The 18,854-nt window shown below is 60.4% G+C and carries 18 protein-coding genes; 2 read left to right on the forward strand and 16 right to left on the reverse strand.

Annotation, left to right across the window (positions count from 1 at the left end; genetic code table 11):
• Positions 1 to 100: 100 nt before the first annotated feature.
• Positions 101 to 2,248 (reverse strand): 3-hydroxyacyl-CoA dehydrogenase NAD-binding domain-containing protein, encoded by a 2,148-nt coding sequence (locus tag ACS5Q8_RS21565; protein WP_465159391.1) that lies wholly within the window; start codon positions 2,246 to 2,248, stop codon positions 101 to 103.
• A gap of 15 nt (positions 2,249 to 2,263) precedes the next feature.
• Positions 2,264 to 3,469, reverse strand: coding sequence for an acetyl-CoA C-acetyltransferase (locus tag ACS5Q8_RS21570; protein ID WP_443697155.1), 1,206 nt, complete (start codon positions 3,467 to 3,469; stop codon positions 2,264 to 2,266).
• Positions 3,470 to 4,109: 640 nt separating this feature from the next.
• Here ACS5Q8_RS21570 and ACS5Q8_RS21575 point away from each other — a divergent pair.
• Complete coding sequence (locus ACS5Q8_RS21575) at positions 4,110 to 4,916, forward strand: c-type cytochrome (RefSeq protein ID WP_443697156.1); 807 nt, start codon at positions 4,110 to 4,112, stop codon at positions 4,914 to 4,916.
• Position 4,917: 1 nt separating this feature from the next.
• On the opposite strand, the gene ACS5Q8_RS21580 is transcribed toward ACS5Q8_RS21575, so the two are convergent.
• From ACS5Q8_RS21580 to ACS5Q8_RS21645, 14 genes are all read right to left on the reverse strand, one after another.
• Complete coding sequence (locus tag ACS5Q8_RS21580) at positions 4,918 to 5,721, reverse strand: transglutaminase family protein (protein WP_276194372.1); 804 nt, start codon at positions 5,719 to 5,721, stop codon at positions 4,918 to 4,920.
• A complete protein-coding gene (locus tag ACS5Q8_RS21585) occupies positions 5,718 to 6,668 on the reverse strand; it encodes an alpha-E domain-containing protein (protein WP_276194373.1) in 951 nt (316 codons plus the stop codon). The genes ACS5Q8_RS21580 and ACS5Q8_RS21585 overlap by 4 nt, the downstream gene beginning before the upstream one ends.
• 4 nt (positions 6,669 to 6,672) lie before the next feature.
• Positions 6,673 to 8,082: a circularly permuted type 2 ATP-grasp protein gene (locus ACS5Q8_RS21590; protein ID WP_276194374.1), complete on the reverse strand. Its 1,410-nt coding sequence runs from the start codon at positions 8,080 to 8,082 to the stop codon at positions 6,673 to 6,675.
• Between the two features lie 449 nt (positions 8,083 to 8,531).
• On the reverse strand, positions 8,532 to 8,873 hold the full coding sequence (locus ACS5Q8_RS21595) for a ribonuclease E inhibitor RraB (RefSeq protein WP_003193463.1): 342 nt from the start codon (positions 8,871 to 8,873) through the stop codon (positions 8,532 to 8,534).
• A gap of 212 nt (positions 8,874 to 9,085) precedes the next feature.
• Complete coding sequence (locus tag ACS5Q8_RS21600; protein WP_247402633.1) at positions 9,086 to 9,322, reverse strand: hypothetical protein; 237 nt, start codon at positions 9,320 to 9,322, stop codon at positions 9,086 to 9,088.
• 103 nt (positions 9,323 to 9,425) lie between these two features.
• Positions 9,426 to 10,031, reverse strand: a complete 606-nt coding sequence (locus ACS5Q8_RS21605; protein WP_276194375.1) for an START domain-containing protein — start codon at positions 10,029 to 10,031, stop codon at positions 9,426 to 9,428.
• A gap of 41 nt (positions 10,032 to 10,072) precedes the next feature.
• Complete coding sequence (locus ACS5Q8_RS21610; RefSeq protein ID WP_276194376.1) at positions 10,073 to 10,327, reverse strand: YkgJ family cysteine cluster protein; 255 nt, start codon at positions 10,325 to 10,327, stop codon at positions 10,073 to 10,075.
• A 162-nt stretch (positions 10,328 to 10,489) separates the two neighbouring features.
• Positions 10,490 to 10,981: a translation initiation factor 2 gene (locus tag ACS5Q8_RS21615; RefSeq protein WP_426100105.1), complete on the reverse strand. Its 492-nt coding sequence runs from the start codon at positions 10,979 to 10,981 to the stop codon at positions 10,490 to 10,492.
• A 104-nt stretch (positions 10,982 to 11,085) separates the two neighbouring features.
• Complete coding sequence (locus tag ACS5Q8_RS21620) at positions 11,086 to 12,525, reverse strand: aminotransferase-like domain-containing protein (RefSeq protein ID WP_276194378.1); 1,440 nt, start codon at positions 12,523 to 12,525, stop codon at positions 11,086 to 11,088.
• A gap of 203 nt (positions 12,526 to 12,728) precedes the next feature.
• The gene (locus tag ACS5Q8_RS21625) at positions 12,729 to 13,544 is read right to left on the reverse strand and encodes an OmpA family protein (RefSeq protein ID WP_247402644.1); all 816 of its coding nucleotides are present in this window, start codon (positions 13,542 to 13,544) and stop codon (positions 12,729 to 12,731) included.
• Positions 13,541 to 13,903 carry a DUF4398 domain-containing protein gene (locus ACS5Q8_RS21630; protein WP_253398117.1) on the reverse strand — a complete coding sequence of 121 codons (363 nt, stop codon included), beginning with the start codon at positions 13,901 to 13,903 and terminating at the stop codon, positions 13,541 to 13,543. The genes ACS5Q8_RS21625 and ACS5Q8_RS21630 overlap by 4 nt, the downstream gene beginning before the upstream one ends.
• Before the next feature lie 9 nt (positions 13,904 to 13,912).
• Positions 13,913 to 14,731 (reverse strand): substrate-binding periplasmic protein, encoded by an 819-nt coding sequence (locus ACS5Q8_RS21635; RefSeq protein ID WP_465159392.1) that lies wholly within the window; start codon positions 14,729 to 14,731, stop codon positions 13,913 to 13,915.
• Positions 14,732 to 14,799: 68 nt separating this feature from the next.
• Positions 14,800 to 15,744 (reverse strand): electron transfer flavoprotein subunit alpha/FixB family protein, encoded by a 945-nt coding sequence (locus ACS5Q8_RS21640; RefSeq protein WP_465159393.1) that lies wholly within the window; start codon positions 15,742 to 15,744, stop codon positions 14,800 to 14,802.
• A 2-nt stretch (positions 15,745 to 15,746) separates the two neighbouring features.
• A complete protein-coding gene (locus tag ACS5Q8_RS21645; RefSeq protein WP_253398123.1) occupies positions 15,747 to 16,496 on the reverse strand; it encodes an electron transfer flavoprotein subunit beta/FixA family protein in 750 nt (249 codons plus the stop codon).
• Positions 16,497 to 17,026: 530 nt separating this feature from the next.
• Between ACS5Q8_RS21645 and ACS5Q8_RS21650 the strand changes: the two genes are divergently transcribed.
• Entirely contained in the window at positions 17,027 to 18,691 is a 1,665-nt protein-coding gene (locus tag ACS5Q8_RS21650) for an electron transfer flavoprotein-ubiquinone oxidoreductase (RefSeq protein WP_247406486.1), read from the forward strand.
• Positions 18,692 to 18,854 lie beyond the last annotated feature (163 nt).

Consider the following 18,854-nt stretch of genomic DNA (forward strand, 5'->3'; position numbering starts at 1 on the left):
CGATGGGAATATTGAACACCCACAGAGCCTGCCTTGAAATACCCCCGCAACGCAAGCCCGCGCACAGTGGATAGCTGTGGTTCAGCGGGCAGGGTTGTGGTCAGGCAAATACTTCACCCTGTGCGGCTTTTCGCAGCAACAACGCCGGCGGCGCGAAGCGTTCGCCATACTGCTCGGCCAGGTAGCGCGCGCGCGCAATAAAGTCATTCAAGCCGTACTGGTTGATAAATTGCAACGCGCCACCCGTCCACGCAGCAAAGCCGATGCCGAAGATCGAGCCGACGTTGGCATCCGCCGTGGACATCAACACGCCCTCCTCCACGCAGCGCACGGTTTCGATGGCCTGGATAAACAACAAACGGTCGCGCACATCCTGTGCTGAAATGCGTTGGTCGGGGCGCTCGAATCGGCTTTTCAGTTCCGGCCACAAATACTTCTGCCCACCTGCGGGGTATTCATAGAAGCCGCCCCCCGCCGCCTTGCCCGTGCGTTTGTACTCGTTGACCAACAGATCAATCACCTGCGTCGCCGGATGGGTCGTCGGCGCTTTACCTTCGGCCTGCAGATCCTTAGCCGTCTGCTGTCGGATATGGCTCATCAGGCTGAGGGACACTTCGTCGGACACCGCCAGCGGCCCCACCGGCATACCGGCCTTGCGCGCTTCGGTCTCGATCATAGGCGCAGCCACGCCTTCGCCGAGCATGGCGATGCCTTCGTTGGTGAACGTGCCGAACACCCGAGAGGTGAAGAAGCCGCGACTGTCGTTGACCACAATCGGGGTTTTGTGGATTTGCAGGACGAAGTCGAAACCACGCGCCAGGGTTTCGTCCGAGGTCTGTGTGCCCTTGATGATTTCCACCAGCGGCATCTTTTCCACCGGGCTGAAGAAGTGCAGGCCAATGAACTTGGTTTGATCCGACACCGCCGTGGCCAGGCCGCTGATGGGCAAGGTGGAGGTGTTGGAAGCGATTACCGCCTCGGTGCCGACCACGTTTTGCGCGGCGGCATTGACCTTGGCTTTGAGCTCACGGTCTTCGAAGACGGCTTCGATGATCAGGTCGCAGCCGGCCAGGTCGGCGTCAGACTGCGTAGGATAAATACGCGCCAAGGTGGCTTCGCGCTGCTCGGCGGTCATTTGCCCACGGCTGACCTTCTTGTCCAACAGCGTAGCCGAGTGCGCCTTGCCTTTCTCGGCGGCCGCAAGGTCGATGTCCTTGAGCACCACCTCAACGCCTGCGCAGGCGCTGACGTAGGCAATCCCCGCGCCCATCATCCCGGCACCGAGCACACCGACTTTACGCGTTACGTAAGGCGCAAAGCCCTGGGGACGCGAACGCCCGGCGTTGATCTCATTGCGCTGGAACCAGAAGGTGCCGATCATGTTTTTCGCCACCTGCCCGGTGACCAATTCGGTGAAGTAGCGGGTTTCGATCAGGTGTGCGGTGTCGAAATCCACCTGGGCGCCTTCCACCGCGGCGCAGAGAATTTTCTCCGGAGCCGGGAAGCAGCCATGGGTTTTGCTGCGCAGGATCGATGGCGCGATGGCGAGCATCTGCGCGACTTTCGGGCTAGACGGCGTGCCTCCGGGGATCTGGTAGGTCTTGTTGTCCCAAGGTTGCGCGGCCTCAGGGTGGGCGAGAATCCAGACGCGGGCCTTGGCCAGCAGTTCGTCGCGATCCGCCGCCAATGCGTCGATCAAGCCGGCTTGCAGGGCCTGCTGCGGTCGGATTTTTTTACCCTCCAGCAAATAGGGCAGGGCTTTTTCCAAGCCCAACAGGCGCACCATCCGCACCACGCCACCGCCGCCCGGCAACAGGCCCAGGGTGACTTCCGGCAGACCGAGCTGTACCGACTGGTCGTCCAGCGCGACCCGGTAATGACACGCCAGGCAAATCTCCCAGCCGCCGCCGAGGGCTGCGCCATTGATTGCGGCAACCACCGGCTTGCCAAGGGTTTCCAGGCTGCGCAGTTGCGCCTTCAATACCCGCACACTGTCGGAGAATGCCTTGGCGTGAGCCTTGTCGACCTTGATCAATTCATTGAGGTCGCCGCCGGCAAAGAACGTCTTCTTCGCCGAGGTGATGACCACGCCGGCGATCCCGTGCTTTTCCGCTTGCAGACGCGTCACGGTGGCCGCCATGGCCTCGCGGTACGCGGCGTTCATGGTGTTGGCGCTCTGGCCAGGCATGTCGAGGGTCAGCACCACGATCTGGTCCTGGCCCTTTTCGTAACGAATGGCTTCGGTCATGACAATTCCTTGGGCTCAGAGGCGTTCGATAATGGTAGCGATGCCCATACCACCGCCGACACACAGGGTGGCCAGGCCGTAGCGTTGTTGGCGCACTTCCAGCTCGTCGAGCAAGGTGCCGAGGATCGCGCAACCCGTGGCACCCAGCGGGTGGCCCATGGCGATCGAGCCGCCGTTGACGTTGACCCGGGCGGCGTCGATGCGCATGTCCTTGATGAACTTGAGTACCACCGAGGCGAAGGCCTCGTTGACCTCGAACAGGTCGATGTCTTCGACGCGCAGCCCAGCCTTGGCCAACGCCTTGCGTGTGGCCGGCGCCGGGCCGGTGAGCATGATCGTAGGGTCGGTGCTGGTGAGCGCCGTGGCGACAATCCGCGCCCGCGGTTGCAGGCCCAACTCGCGGCCCTTGGCCTCCGAGCCGATCAACATCAACGCGGCACCGTCGACGATACCGGAGCTGTTGCCGGGGGTGTGGACATGGTCGATCCGCTCGACATGGCTGTAGACCCGCAGCGCTGTGGCGTCAAAGCCCATCTGCCCGATCATCTCGAAGCTGGGCTTGAGCTTGCCCAGGCCTTCGAGCGTGGAGTCGGCACGGACAAATTCATCGTGGTCCAACAGCACAATGCCGTTCTGGTCCTGCACCGCGATCAGCGACTTATTGAAGGAACCGTCTGAGCGCGCCCTGGCTGCTTTCTGCTGGGAATGCAGGGCAAAGGCGTCAACGTCCTGACGACTGAAGCCTTCCAGGGTTGCGATCAAGTCCGCGCCAATGCCTTGGGGCGTGAAGTGACTGTGCAGGTTGGTTTGTGGGTCGAGCACCCAGGCGCCGCCATCGCTGCCCATGGGTACGCGGGACATCGACTCGACGCCACCGACTACCACCAGGTCCTCGAAGCCGGAGCGCACTTTCATCGCCCCCAGGTTCACCGCCTCAAGGCCCGAGGCGCAGAAGCGGTTGACCTGGAGACCGGCGACGCTGACGTCCCAGTCCGCCACCAGCGCGGCGGTCTTGGCGATGTCGGCGCCCTGGTCTCCCACGGGGGTGACGCAGCCGAGGACGATGTCATCCACCTGGCGGGTGTCGAGGTCGCTGCGCCGGGCCAGCGCGGTCAACAAACCCGCCACCAGGTTTACCGGCTTGACGCTGTACAAGGCACCGTCGGCCTTGCCTTTGCCCCGGGGCGTGCGTATCGCATCAAAGATCAAAGCTTGGGTCATGACGTCCTCGAACCGCTGTGCAGGTGTGCCCTTACCTTAGGCCCGATTGACACGGTTTCAATGACGGATGCGCTCATTGCTTTTGACCCCCTCGCTCGGACGAACGGTAGCGGGCGAGTGCAATCCTTTGATTAATCGTTTTAGCGGTCTAGCCAAGGCATTGGCGCCAAGATGGCGATAGGCCTCATACCTATTTAACTAAAATATACGGCAAGGTGATATGAAATGGATCTAAGCCAGGCAGAACGAGGGCTCTAAGGTTCACTCAGTAGGAAGTTGCTGCCGGGTTTTGCTGGAGCAACTGTAAGAAAAGTGACACGTCACGTTGCGATACTGAAATAAACCGGCACGCATTTGACGCTCAGGAATAACAACAAAAGGCAGTCAGCCATGTTCAAGCATTCGAAAGTACGTCAGGCGGGACTTATTCTGTTCGCCACCACACTGATTCTGATCCTGCCCAACCTGACCAAGGTTCTTGGCTGACGAATCACACACCCCATTCTGTGCATCAGGATTAGCGTTTTTGGCAGCGCCTGCCGGGACATTGCGAATAGCGGTCCTGTTGCAGGGGCTGCCGTTTTGCCTGCGAAATTTCCGCTATCTTAGGCGCCATTCCCTCTCGCACCGGGCCTCCCTCTTGAAATCGATCCTCGCCCTCCTCGCCGTGTTCCTCGCCCTGCCCGCTACCGCCGCGCAGTTGAGCATTGAGTTGGACCACGCCAGCAAGACCTGGCAGACCGCCGACCTGCTCAAGCACCCCGCTGCACAGACGGTGCATATCGTTGATGACGTTTCCTACAAGCGCAACATGACGTATCGCGCAGTCCCGCTGGCGGCACTCTTACCGGGTCTGCAGGCAGAAAACCATCTGCAGGCCGTTGCTCTCGATGGGTTCGCCGCCGAACTGAGCGCCGCGCCTTTGCTGGAAACACACGGCGCCCGCGCCTGGCTGGCGGTGGAAGATCCCACCCAGCCGTGGCCCGCGCTGGCCGAGGGCAAACCGAGTGCCGGGCCGTTCTACCTGGTGTGGACGAACCCTCAGGCCGGGCACATCAGCCCCGAGCAATGGCCGTTCCAGATCGCAGGGATCAAGCAGTTGCAGACGGTCGCCGAGCGCTTTCCGGCGTTGTTGCCCGACCCGAAGCTGAGTGCGGATGATCCGGTCAACCGAGGCTTTGCGCTGTTCCAGAAAAACTGCATGGCCTGTCACCGCCTCAATGGGGCTGGCGATGCACAGGTGGGGCCGGACCTGAACATTCCCTATAACCCCACCGAATACTTCAGCGGCGATTTCCTCAAGCGCTATATCCGCGACCCGCAAAGCCTGCGCCGCTGGCCCCAGGCGAAAATGCCGGCCTTCGCCGCCGGGGTGTTGCCCGACAGCGAGCTAGCGTTGTTGGTGGGGTATTTGAAGCATATGGCCGGACGTAAGCAGCAGCCCTGAGTTATTGCTGCTGCACCAAAACCAGCGGCGTCGGCGCCACAAACACCTTGGCATGCATCTGCTCATGCCCGCCGCCGCGACGCATGCCGCGCACCGGGCAAGCGTCCAGATAATCCAGGCCCACGGCCAGTTTCAGGTGGCGCTCCGGCCGCGCCAGTTGGTTGGTCACGTCAAAGCTGTACCAGGCGTCGTCCAGCCAGGCTTCGGCCCAGGCGTGACTGGCCAGGTGCGTGCTGTCCTCGGTGTACAAATACCCCGACACATACCGCGCTGGAATCCCGAGGCTGCGCGCACAGGCCAGGAACGCGTGGGTGTGGTCCTGGCAGACACCCGCACGCCCCGCGAAGGCCTCGGCGGCGCTGGTGTCGACCTCGGTGGCGCCAGGTGTGTAGACCATCGAATGGTTGAGCGCGTGCATCAGGTCGATCAGGGCGCTGCGGTCGCGGCGCTGATGGCAATGCTGCTCGGCAAAGCGACGCAAGGCTTCGTCAGGCTCGGTCAGGCGCGTGCTGCGCAGAAACGGGAAGGCTGACTGGCTCTCGTGCTCAGCCTCGCGCAACTCGTCGATATCGACCTGGCCACGGGCGCCAATGATGATGGCGTCGTGGGGCTCGTCCATGGTCAGCACATGCAGGATATTGCCGAACGGGTCGACCTGGGCGCGCACCGGACGCGGCAGGTCCAATTGCCAACTGATTACGCGCTGGCGCTCGCTGTCGTGGGGCGTAAGGCGCAGGTACTGGATGCTTGCGCGCACCTGATCGTCGTAGTGGTAGGTGGTTTCGTGGCTGATGGAGAGTCTCATGCCGCCTCCAGGTAGGAACTGTAGATGGCGTCGCCCAACTGGCGGACCAAGGGGATAAAGTCGGTCAGCCAGGCGTGCAGGCCTTCCTCGAGGATTTCGTCGATCGCGGTAAAGCGCAGGCGTGCGTCCATTTCGGCGGCCAGGCGCTGGGCCGGGCGGCCGTTGAGGCCGGGCAGGCTGGCGAGGATCTGGTCGATCTCTTCGCTGCAGGCCCGCAACGAGCGCGGCACATCGGCACGCAACAGCAACAGCTCCGCCACTTGCCGGGCGCCGGGGGCGTCGCGGTAGATCTCGGTGTAGGCCTCGAACGACGACAACGCACGCAACAAGGCACTCCACTGGTAGTACGCGTGGGCCGTGCCATCGCTGACCGCGTCGGCCTGGTCGCCGGCCATTTCGTAGCGCGCGTCCAGCAGGCGCAGGGTGTTGTCGGCGCGCTCGATGAACGTGCCCAGGCGGATAAAGCGGAAGGCATCGTTACGCATGATGGTGCCGTAGGTCGCTCCACGAAACAGGTGCGAACGCTCCTTGACCCACTCACAGAACCGACTCATGCCGTAGCGGCTCAAGCCTTGCTGAGCGATATCGCGGATATCCAGCCAGGTGGCATTGATGTTTTCCCACATGTCGGCGGTGATTCGCCCACGCACCGCATGGGCACTCGCCCGTGCAGCGCCGAGGCAACTGTAGATGCTGGCCGGGTTGGCCGCGTCCAGCGCGAAAAAGTGCAGCAGGCGCTCGGCATGCAGTTCGCCGTGGCGTGCGTGGTAGTCCTCCAGGGTGCCGGTGATCAACAACGGCATGGCCAACTCATGCAAACCGTCGCCGCGTCCGTCCTGGGGCATCAGCGACAGCGAATAGCTGACGTCGAGCATGCGCGCGAGGTTTTCCGCACGTTCCAGGTAGCGCGACATCCAGTACAAATCCGAGGCAGTTCTACTCAACATGGCATCAGTCCTCAACCACCCAAGTGTCTTTGGTGCCGCCGCCCTGGGACGAGTTGACCACCAGCGAGCCTTCGCGCAAGGCCACGCGGGTCAGGCCGCCGGGCACCACACGGGTTTCCTTGCCGGACAGCACGAACGGGCGCAGGTCGATATGGCGCGGGGCGATACCGTTTTCGACAAAGGTCGGGCAGGTGGATAAACACAGGGTCGGCTGTGCGATATAGGCATGGGGCTTGGCCTTGATACGCGCGCGGAAGGCTTCGATTTCCGCCGCGGTGGAGGCCGGACCGACGAGCATGCCGTAGCCGCCGGAGCCTTGGGTTTCCTTGACCACCAGGTGCGGCAGGTTAGCCAGTACGTGGGACAATTCGTCGGGCTTACGGCATTGGAAGGTCGGAACATTCTTCAGGATCGGTTCTTCATCCAGGTAAAAACGGATCATCTCGGTGACAAAGGGATACACCGACTTGTCATCCGCCACCCCGGTGCCGATCGCGTTGGCCAACACCACGTTGCCCGAACGATAGGCGGCAAGCAGGCCGGGGACGCCGAGCATGGAGTCCGGGTTGAAGGCCAACGGGTCGAGAAATGCATCGTCGAGGCGCCGATAAATCACGTCCACAGCCTTGGGACCGTCGGTGGTGCGCATGAAGACGCGGTCATCGCGCACGAACAGGTCGGCGCCCTCCACCAACTCCACGCCCATTTCCCGGGCGAGGAAGGCATGCTCAAAAAACGCACTGTTGAAACGCCCGGGAGTCAGCACCACCACACTTGGGTTATCCAGGGGGCTCGAGCTTTTCAGGGTGTCGAGCAGCAAGTTGGGGTAATGGTCGATCGGCGCGATACGCTGGGCCGCGAACAGCTCGGGGAACAGGCGCATCATCATCTTGCGGTCTTCGAGCATGTAGCTGACGCCGCTCGGGGTCCGCAGGTTGTCCTCCAGCACGTAGTAGGTGCCGTCGCCATCGCGAACGAGATCGACGCCGGAGACGTGGGAATACAGATCGCGGTGCAGATTCAGCCCCTGCATTGCCAACTGATATTGCTCGTTGGCCAGCACCTGTTCGGCGGGGATGATTCCGGCCTTGATGATGCGTTGTTCATGGTAGAGGTCGGCGAGAAACATATTCAGCGCCTTGACCCGCTGAATGCAGCCACGTTCGACAATCCGCCATTCACTGGCCGGAATGCTGCGCGGGATGGTGTCGAAGGGAATCAAGCGCTCGGTGCCCTGTTCATCTCCGTAAAGGGTGAAGGTGATCCCGGCGCGGTGAAACAGCAAATCGGCTTCGCGCCGGCGCTGGGCCAGCAATTCAGCAGGGGTTTCAGCCAACCAGCGGGCGAACTCGCGGTAATGGGGGCGAACCTGCCCTGCCCCATCGTACATTTCGTCGTAATAAGTGCGGATCATGCCGTACTCCTTGTCACCCGGACGCGAGAATCATCGCAAGGCCCGTGCCAGCGGCATAAACACTTAAAAATCAGTGAGTTAAATAATAACGGAGAGCTAAGAGCACCATCCTGGTGCGTAGAATGCCCAGCGTCCGGCCGCACGCTTCATCACAATGCGGGCTTTGACTATCAACAGCATAGCCAGAGTTGATTTCAATGCCCGGCCAGCGTTGCGGATAATCACCACCATCTGCTGAACAGGACCCGTCCTACAGCCCAATCCATCGCGCAATCGGTACCGTGTGCCCTCGTGTACCGACCGACTCCTTCGGTCTTCCCTTTCGGCCACCCTGCTCGGGTGGCTTTTTTTTTGTCTGAAAATACAGCGCAAGTTTCGCCCGCTTTCAGACGCCACAAACAAAATCGGCCGACCCAAAGGTCAGCCGATACGCTGTGTTTCTCATACTGCTACATGGGTAACCCACGCACCTCCTGCTTGACGCCCCATCCTTCGATGATCCCGCCCAGCGGCTCGACCACCGCTTCAAAGTCTTGCTCGAAGTCTCCTATGCCGTCGTAGGTTGCAAACATGATCTTGCTCAGTTCCAAGTACCAGGCGCCATCGTCGCGCGCGCTGACCTGGGCATTCAGGGACTCGCCACGAAATCGACCCGCAGCCCTGCGCGCCCGTTCCTCGTCCGGGAAAATGGCGTAGAACTCGATGGGGTGGAACCGTGAAAAATCGAAGCCGCCCTCTTTCATGCGGCGCAGAACGTTGGTGCTGATGTCTTCTTGATAGGCTGTGCTCATGAAACGTCCTCCTCAAACCGATGGATAGACTTTCCGTGCTTCCCTAGCCGGCGCCGTACTGGCGCGGGGGCTACGACAATGACATCACCGCTGGAAAACAAGCATGTAGCTGACAAGACCAGACCTTAGCGATTCATTCGCTGATCTCACTTGCAGAGTAGCGCGAAGCTATCACCTCCACCAGAGGCGCTTGAATGGCATACAGGGAATGTTCAGGCGGCGGGAGAGATGTCGAGGATCTGGATACTGTTCTGGTCTTTGAGGATCTTGACCGTCGGCTCGGGTTTGCGGCCGTCCAGGTCATTGAGGTCCAGTTCGGCGGCCACCGGCACCAGCTTGTTGCGAATCATATGTGCCGCATCCTCGAGGCTCGGCTTGCGGTCGCAGGCGAACCGCTCCACGGACTGCACGCCGTGATCATCAACGAAGGTAATCTGCCAATTTTGCATCGGTGCCTCCTCGATAAAACCCGTGTGTGGGCTTACTTCTATCTGGACCTTGAGGGTTCGGCAAACGTTCCACTCAAGGTCGCAGGCACCGGATCAACTGCGCTTACTTCTCAGCGCGTTCCTTCAGGGCTTTCAAGGTGTTGAACGGGGCGTCCACCACGAACTTGTTGGCCAACCATGAAGGCACGCTGCCGCCTGGCTCGGTGTGTACCTGGTAGGTCACTTCGGTTTCATTGGCACCTTTAGGCACCAGTTTCCAGTAGCCTTCGACCTGGGCCACGCGCACGTAGCCCTTCACTTCCGGCTGATAGGTCGGCACTTCCAGCAGGGTGCGGGTCACGCTGCCGTCGGCAGCCTTGGACGTGGTGATTTCCAGGATAGAATCGCGGTCGGTCACCGGGAACGGTGCCTTGAACTGGGTGTAGGTCCAGCTCTTGTTGCCTTCCTGCTTGAGCAGTTTTTGCGATTTGCATTCATGAATCCAGGTGCAGGCACCGACAGCGTCCTCCTGCAAGGCCTCGATCTTGGCCACGGGTGCCTTGATCACTGTCACACCGCGATATGCCTTGTACTTGGAACCGGCGACTTCGCTCAGCGACACCTTGATCCCGTCTTCATCCTTGGCGACTTGCCAATCCTCAGCCTGAGCAGTGGCAGCAAATAACACTGTAAAACCGCACAACACAGCCATTCGTTTCAGCGAACCCATTGTTGTATTCCTTATTGTTGAAGTTCCGATAGTAAAGCCCATCAAGCCGCCGTCATCTGCTCCCACCAGCCGATCAACCTGATCGCATCGGCCTGGTCGATGCCGCAGACCTCGATATCCGCCTTGAAAGCACTGCACACCGCAGGCCGTTCCGGTTGCCCGAACAACTGGCATAAGTGTTCGACCGACAGGTGCAGACAGCGTTCGCCCGCAGGTTTGCCCTGGGGCATTCCCGGCAGCGGTGAACTGATGGAGGGGGCGATGCAGCAAGCGCCACAGCCTTCACGGCATTTCATGACCAGCAGGTCCTCGACGGCTCAATAGGGATGGCCGGGCTAGAGTACGCCCTTAAACAGCCGTTTTAAAATGGTCTAACAGGGGTTTTTCGCAGAAAAAAAAAGTGACTGACCAGTCTGCGACAGATGGTCGAGTGTCGACGTCACCTGCGTAGGAAAAGTTTATTGCTTGAATTCGAAATCCAGCGCCGCGCCTTCCACGTCTCGCCGTTCTTCGTTGCGCAGTTGCAGCCTCATCTCATTGCTGAGCAGGCGGCCGTTGATCTGGAATGCACTGTTGTCAGACGGCTTCTCGCCAAACATTGGCGGCAGCAACGGTACGTTTTTGGGCGCGGGCATGCTGCCGATGGGCTGCAAGTGCCTGACCATGTCGGAGGGCAGGGACAAATCCAACTGTGCCGGTGGCAGTTGGGTCTGGGCCACTTCGCGGGCGGACTTGGACTTGCTCGCAACCGGCGCGCGTTTTTTTACCGGCGTGTTTTTTTTGTTCGTGGCCGAGGCTTTTTTGGCCGGGGTCGTTTTTTTTGCGGGCGTTTTCTGCTCGGTGCTCGCGGCGGGGGCTGGGTTGACCACAGGCGTTGCGGCCAGCGTGGCGCCGACATTACTCAGGCCGAACAGGCTAATCACTAAAACAGCGCGAAAAATAGAAGTCATATTGCCAACAGCATTAACGGCAGAGGGCCATATGCTCGCTTGTTGAGGGCAGCATGACAAGCGCGGTGATCAGCCAGCTATCCGCGTTGTCTGCTTGGCGAACCTCAAAAACCGACAGCGGTCTCCTGGCATAACTGACTGGCGAGCATCCCCAAGGTCATCAGCGCCCGCTCTGCTTCGCGGTTCCACGGCGTGCCGCAGTTAAGACGAATACAGTGGTTGAACTGTTCCGTATTACTGAAGATCAACCCCGGTGCGATGCTGATGCCCTGTTGCAATGCACGCACATGCAGTTCCTGGGTATTGACCCGCCCCGGCAAACTGACCCACAGGATAAAACCGCCGGTCGGACGGGTCATCTGGGTGCCTTCGGGGAAATACTGCTGAACCGCCAGTTGGAAAGCACTGAGGTTCTTGCGATATTCCTGGCGGATGTAACGCAGGTGCCGATCGTAACCGCCGTTCTCCAGGTACGCGGCGACGCCCATTTGGGTGACGCTGCACGCCGAATGCGTGCTGAACATCTGCAAGCGCTGGATTTCCTGCTGATACTTACCGGCAATCATCCAGCCAATGCGCACGCCGGGTGACAAGGTTTTGGAAAAGCTCGAGCAATAAATCACGCGATCAAGGCGATCGTAGGCTTTCAGGGCTTTGGTGCGACCCAGCTCGAACATCAGTTCGCCGTAGATGTCGTCTTCGACGATCTGGATATCGAAATCCGACGCCAGGCGCAGCAATTGTTTCTGCCGTTCCTCGGGCATGGTGCCGCCCAAAGGGTTGCTCAGGCGCGTGGTCAGCACCAGGGCCTTGATCGACCACTGATTGGCGGCCAATTGCAGGGCTTCGAGGCTCATGCCGGTGGCGGGGTCACTGGGGATCTCTATGACCTTGAGGCCCAACAGGTCCGCCAACTGCAGTAAGCCGTAATAGGTGGGTGACTCGGCGGCGATCAGGTCGCCCGGCCGCGTCAGCACCCGCAGCGACATCTGCAACGCATCAACGCAGCCGTGGGTGATCACCACTTCGGAAGGGTCCACCACCACGCCGGCATCGCGCATGCGGATCGCCACCTGGCGGCGCAACGGCTCGAAGCCGGGGCTGAACATGTAGCTGAACGCCCGTGGGCTCTGGAAGCGCGTGACCTTGGCCAACTGCTGGTGCAGTGCACGTACCGGCAAGTAATCCACACTCGGCACGGCCGCGCCCAGTGGGAATACGCCTTCACGACGCGACTCCACCAACACTTGCTGAATGATGCTGCTGCGGGTCACCAACCCTGGGCGCTCGACCCGGGCGATATCCGGCGTCGGTGCCGTCAGCGCCGGTGTCTGGTGTACGTAATACCCGGACTGTGGCCGCGCACGAATCAAGCCCTGATCTTCCAGATTGGCGTAGGCCTGCAACACCGTGGCATGGCTGACGTTGAGCTGGGAGCTCATCTTGCGCACCGAGGGCACGCGTTCGCCCGGTTGATAGACACCGCGCCGGATATCCTCAGCCAGTTGCTGGGCGATACGTTGGTAAAGCAACAGATTGGTCATGACGCAGCACTCGATTTCACGGGTATTTTATTTTTGTGTGAAACATACCGGCACAGTTTAGAAGTGTACGGGGACAGTTGCCACAATAGTCGAGCGCGGGCGGCAGTGATAGAAAAAACTGTAAGGGTGGCCTGCGGCGTTTCGGGTACATCCAAAAAAATGTGGGAGCAAGCCACCTCCCACATTTTGCTTGCGCCAGGCTCCTAGCGGGCCGCGCCGAGTTGGCCTTTTGCGTCAGAGAACACGATCTCTACCCGCCGGTTCTGCGCACGGCCGCGCTCGGAGGCGTTGGCCTCCACGGGGTACTGGTCGCCATAGCCTTCGACCTGGATGCGTTTTTCGTCGATCCCCAGGTCCACCAGCACATCGGCCACCGATTGCGCGCGGTCGCGGGACAGTTGGAGGTTTTCCTGCTCGCCGCCGGTGCTGTCGGTGTAACCCTCGATACGCACTATGCGTTTGGGGTTCAGTTGCAGGAACTGGACGATTTTCAGCACGGTGCGGTTGGCCGAGTTTTTCAATTCGGCTTCGCCGGTGTCGAACAACACGTCGCCCAGGGTCATCACCAAGCCGCGATCGGTCTGGGTGGTGGCCAGGCTGGCGATCTGTTCTTCGAGCCATTTGCCTTGCTGCTGCACGCTGATCAGCTTGCTTTCACGCAGGGCCAGTTGCAGTCGCTGGCGTTCCAGTTCGAGTTTGGCACCGTGTTCCTGGTTGAGTGCCTGCTCGGTGTGTTCGCGGGCGATCGCGCTGTAGCGCCGGCTGAGGTAGGCGTAATGCACCACGTCGGCGCCGCTGCCCCAGTAGCTGGACAAGCGATCGGCACGGGCCAGGGACTCTCCGGCGCGGATCACGTCCTTGGGCGCGAAGCGCAGCACATTGGCGTCTTCCTTGACCTTCTGGAAGTCGCTGCCCGCCTGTTGCAGGGCCTGCTCGCCATTCGGATGGCTGGCGCAACCGCCCAGGGCCGCGCTGCCCAGCAGCACGATACAACTCAAACCACGGATCATCGGGCTCATTGGGCTTCTCCCAACTGCAATTGCTTACGCAGGCGGGTGATACGGGTATTGAGCACGTTCAGTTGTTCCTGGCTCTTGCGGGTCAACACTTGGGCTTCGGCGAGACGTGCATCCAGTTCGGCCTGTTCGGCCTGCATGCGCGCGTCCTTGTAGGACCGGTCGGCCATGTCGGCCTGGGCCTGGGTGAGTTTGCCTTCGGCCAGTTTCAGCTCAGGCGATTCATCGGGGTTGGCACCCACGGCATTGGCTTGTTCCAAGGCTTGCTGGGTGAGGCGTATTTGTTCATTCGGCGCAGGATCGGCTGCACATCCCGCCAGAGCAACGACGGCGAGGGCCGCTAAAAGAGGTCGAAAAGTCACTGAAAATCCCTACTTTGTTGGGGTGCCGACAGGTTGTTGCAATTGCGCTTTCCAGCGCTCTAGATTGCGCTGCAGCGCAGCTTGCGCCACACCAGACCCGGACAATTCTGTCATCTTTTTCGCCAGCTGTCCGCGCAGCCATGGATCATTGCACGCGGAGTTGTGGGAAATCGCCAGGTACAGGCCAGGCTGATCGACGGGTATGTCGTGGGCAATCAGGTCTTTGCTCATGCCCAAGGTCTCGGCCATGGCCATGCCGGAGTAACGCCCGGCAAGTACGTAATCCACTTCCCCCAGCAGCAGTTTCTGGAACGCAGGAGTCAAGGCAGGCAGGCGTTGCAGAGTCAATTGCTGGGCGGCGAAGGTTTCAAAGTCGTGGCTCAACCGCGCCCGTTCGGACACCGCGCCCTTGTGGCCGGGCAGGTCAGTGGCCGTGGTATAGGCCAGCGCCGAATCCTTGCGGGTCCAGACCAGATAGTCGATCTGCACCAGCGCCGGGTGGATGTAGTCGAGGGTTTCCAGCTCGCCGAGATTCAACGGCGCATCGGCCAGCAGATCCATGCGCCCGCTGCGCACTTCATCCAAGGCCTGGGAGCGCTTGCCGCCGTAAAGCAGGTCGATTTTCAGCCCAAGGTCCTGGGCCACTTGCTGCAGCATGTCGGCGGTGGCGCCGATCAGGTGCGTGGGGTCCTGGGGGTCGCGCCAGAGCAGAGGCGGAGCATCCGGGCTGCCGGTGACCACCAGGCGCTCGCATTTGCCGGCGGCCAGCGACAAGGTCGGCAGCAACAGTGTGAAACCCAGCAGTACGGCCCAGGGGCGCAATTCCATGGCGAGGTGCTCCGATAAATAAAAAGCCCGGTCACAAGACCGGGCTCTTTATAAGTGAAGCGACTGGATTAGACCAGCTTCTCCAACTCAGGTACGGCTTCGAACAAGTCCGCCACCAGGCCGTAATCAGCCACCTGGAAGATCGGTGCTTCTTCATCCTTGTTGATCGCCACGATCACCTTGGAGTCTTTCATGCCGGCCAAATGCTGGATCGCGCCGGAGATACCGACCGCGATGTACAGCTGTGGCGCAACGATCTTGCCGGTCTGGCCGACCTGCATGTCGTTGGGCACGAAACCGGCGTCGACGGCCGCGCGGGAAGCGCCGACCGCAGCGCCCAGCTTGTCGGCCAGGGCGTACAGGTGCTTGAAGTTGTCACCGTTCTGCATGCCACGCCCGCCCGAAACGACGATCTTGGCAGCGGTCAGCTCAGGACGATCCGACTTGGCCAGCTCTTCGCCAACAAAGCTGGAAAGGCCAGCGTCGTGGGCAGCGGAGACGGCTTCAACGGCAGCCGAACCACCTTCGGCTGCAACCGGGTCGAAACCGGTGGCACGCACGGTGATGACCTTGACCGCAGCGCTCGATTGCACGGTGGCAATGGCGTTACCGGCGTAGATCGGGCGCTTGAAGGTGTCGGCGCTTTCGACCGAGATGATCTCGGAGATCTGGTCAACGTCCAGTTGCGCGGCAACGCGCGGCAGGATGTTTTTGCCGTTGGAGGTGGCGGCGGCCAGGATGTGGCTGTAGCCAGCACCACCCGCCTCTAAACAAAGAGCAGCTACCAGAGGCGCGACGTTTTCCGGCAACTGGTGAGCATAAGCGGCGTTGTCGGCCAGCAGTACTTTGCTCACGCCGGCGATTTTCGCAGCGGCTTCAGCCACGGCGCCAGCGCCCTGACCGGCAACCAGCACGTGGATGTCGCCACCGATTTTCGCAGCGGCAGCCACGGTGTTCAGGGTGGCCGGAGCCAGTACCTTGTTGTCGTGTTCTGCGATTACCAAGATAGTCATGATTAGATTACCTTCGCTTCGTTTTTCAGTTTCTCAACCAGTTCAGCCACCGACTTGACCTTGATGCCCGCGCTGCGTGCAGCCGGCGCTTCAACTTTGACGGTCTTGTTGGTAGAGGCGGTGGAAACGCCCAAAGCGTCCGGGGTCAGCACTTCGAGAGGCTTCTTCTTGGCTTTCATGATGTTTGGCAGGGACGCGTAGCGCGGCTCGTTCAAACGCAGGTCGGTGGTGATGATGGCCGGCAGTTTCAGCGAAACTGTTTGCGCGCCGCCGTCGATTTCGCGGGTCACGGCAACGCTGTCGCCGCTCACTTCGACTTTCGAGGCGAAGGTGCCCTGGCCGTAACCGGTCAGTGCAGCCAGCATCTGGCCAGTCTGGTTGTTGTCGCTGTCGATGGCCTGTTTGCCGAGGATCACCAGCGATGGCTGTTCCTTGTCGACAACGGCTTTGAGCAACTTGGCAACGGCCAGGGAGGTCAGTTCTTCAGCCGACTCAACCAGGATGGCGCGATCAGCGCCCAGTGCCAGGGCGGTACGCAGCTGCTCTTGAGCAGTGGTCGGGCCGATGGAAACCACGACGATTTCAGTCACCACGCCTTTCTCTTTCAGGCGTACAGCTTCTTCCACGGCGATTTCGCAGAAAGGGTTCATCGACATCTTGACGTTAGCGAGGTCGACGCCGGAATTGTCCGCCTTGACGCGAACTTTCACGTTGTAATCGACAACGCGTTTGACAGCTACAAGAACCTTCATGGATTCCTCGTTACTCTCCGGTGAAAAGAAAGTCGCCTAGGCGAACCTGGCGGTTGATGCTCATCGGCACACAAGGGCACCTTCAAAACCTTCGGCAAGTGACGCAGCGATAGAGAGTGATGACCGTTCGTCAGAGGTGACTGGGAGGTCATTCATGATCGCGACGTGTAAACTGCGCGCCAGCATTGGGCACGCGCCAGCCTTTTTCGCCTTCGCCTGTCTTTAAAGGTGCTCTTGAAACCTACAGTCAGCCTACGGCTAGCGCAAAACCGACCGTATATTGACCGGAACGCCTATTCTGGTCAATACGGCAAAATGGCCAGTCATAAGCCCCGTTGCTTTGATTTACCTAGCTTCCAAGCAATTCAAACAAACGTTTGTATTGGACGCTGAGAGTGGTGTAGATATAATGCGCCACCTAGAGAGAAAGGTGGTCATCCGCCTGCCCAGTGAGCGCAGCGATGACGGTGACGACACCCAACCTCCACCCATTAGAAAAAAAGCCTGTGAGCCTGAGTAGGAGATAGCCTGTGGAACGCGAATACATGGAATTCGACGTGGTCATCGTCGGCGCTGGCCCGGCGGGCCTGTCTGCCGCCTGCCGACTGAAGCAGAAGGCCGCCGAAGCCGGTAAGGAAATCAGCGTCTGCGTGGTCGAGAAAGGCTCCGAGGTCGGCGCACATATCCTTTCCGGTGCCGTGTTCGAACCACGCGCCCTGAACGAACTGTTCCCGGACTGGAAAGAACTCGGCGCTCCGCTCAACACCCCCGTGGTGCGCGATGACATCTATGTACTGCGCAGCAGCAACACCGCCACCAAGGTGCCTGACTTCTTTGTGCCCAAGACCATGCACAACGAAGGCAACTACATTATCTCCCTGGGCAACCTGTGCCGCTGGCTGGCCCAGCAGGCCGAGAACCTGGGCGTGGAAATCTACCCAGGCTTCGCCGCCCAGGAAGCGCTGTTCGACGAAAACGGCGTGGTGCGCGGGATCATCACCGGCGACCTCGGCGTCGACCGCGAAGGCAACCCGAAAGAAGGCCTGTACACCCCCGGCATGGAACTGCGTGGCAAGTACACGCTGTTCGCCGAAGGCTGCCGTGGCCATATCGGCAAGCAACTGATCCAGCGCTTCAAGCTGGACAGCGACGCCGACGCCCAGCATTACGGCATCGGCCTGAAGGAAATCTGGGAAATCGACCCAGCCAAGCACCAACCAGGCCTGGTGGTCCACACCGCCGGCTGGCCGCTGGATATCATGAGCAACGAGAACACCGGTGGCTCGTTCCTCTATCACTTGGAAAACAACCAGGTGGTCGTCGGCCTGATCGTCGACTTGTCCTACAGCAACACCTTCCTGTCACCGTTCGATGAGTTTCAGCGCCTCAAGCATCACCCGGTGCTGGCGCAGTACCTGGAAGGCGGCAAGCGCATCAGCTACGGCGCCCGCGCGCTGGCCAAGGGCGGCATCAACTCGTTGCCGAAGATGGTGTTCAAGGGCGGCGCATTGATCGGCTGTGACCTGGGCACCATGAACGTGGCCAAGATCAAGGGCAGCCACACCGCGATGAAATCCGGCATGCTCGCCGCCGAAGCCGTGGCCGAGCGCCTGCTGGCGGACGCCGAAGGCGGCGACGAGCTGACCAACTACGTTGACAGTTTCAAGGCAAGCTGGCTCTACGAAGAACTGTTTGCCACGCGTAACTTCGGCCCGGCGATGCACAAGTTCGGCCCGATCATCGGTGCTGGCTTCAACTGGTTCGACCAAAATATCCTCGGCGGCAAGATGCCGTTGACCCTGCACGACACCAAGCCGGACTATGCCTGCCTCAAGCTGGCCAAGGACTGCCAGAAGATCGACTACCCCAAACCCGACGGCAAGCTGAGCTTTGACAAACTGAGCTCGGTGTTCATCTCCGGCACCAACCACGAAGAAGAACAGCCGTGCCACTTGAAACTCAAAGACCCGAGCATCCCGATCGGCACCAACCTGCCGCTCTACGATGAACCGGCGCAGCGCTATTGCCCGGCCGGCGTGTATGAAGTGGTGACCAAGGAAGACGGCGAGAAGCGCTTCCAGATCAACGCCCAGAACTGCGTACACTGCAAGACCTGTGACATCAAGGACCCTTCGCAGAACATCACCTGGGTGACGCCGGAAGGCGCGGGCGGGCCGACTTACCCGAATATGTAAGAGGGTTGCATGACCCAGGAGGCTCCCAGATCGGGAGCCTTTTTTGTGGCTGGCATCAACTCAATGTGGGAGGGGGCTTGCCCCCGATGACGGTGGTTCAGCCATAGATGTGCTGACTGTTCCACCGCTATCGGGGGCAAGCCCCCTCCCACATTTTTAATCC

The sequence above is a fragment of the Pseudomonas sp. PAMC25584 genome, from assembly GCF_058135675.1.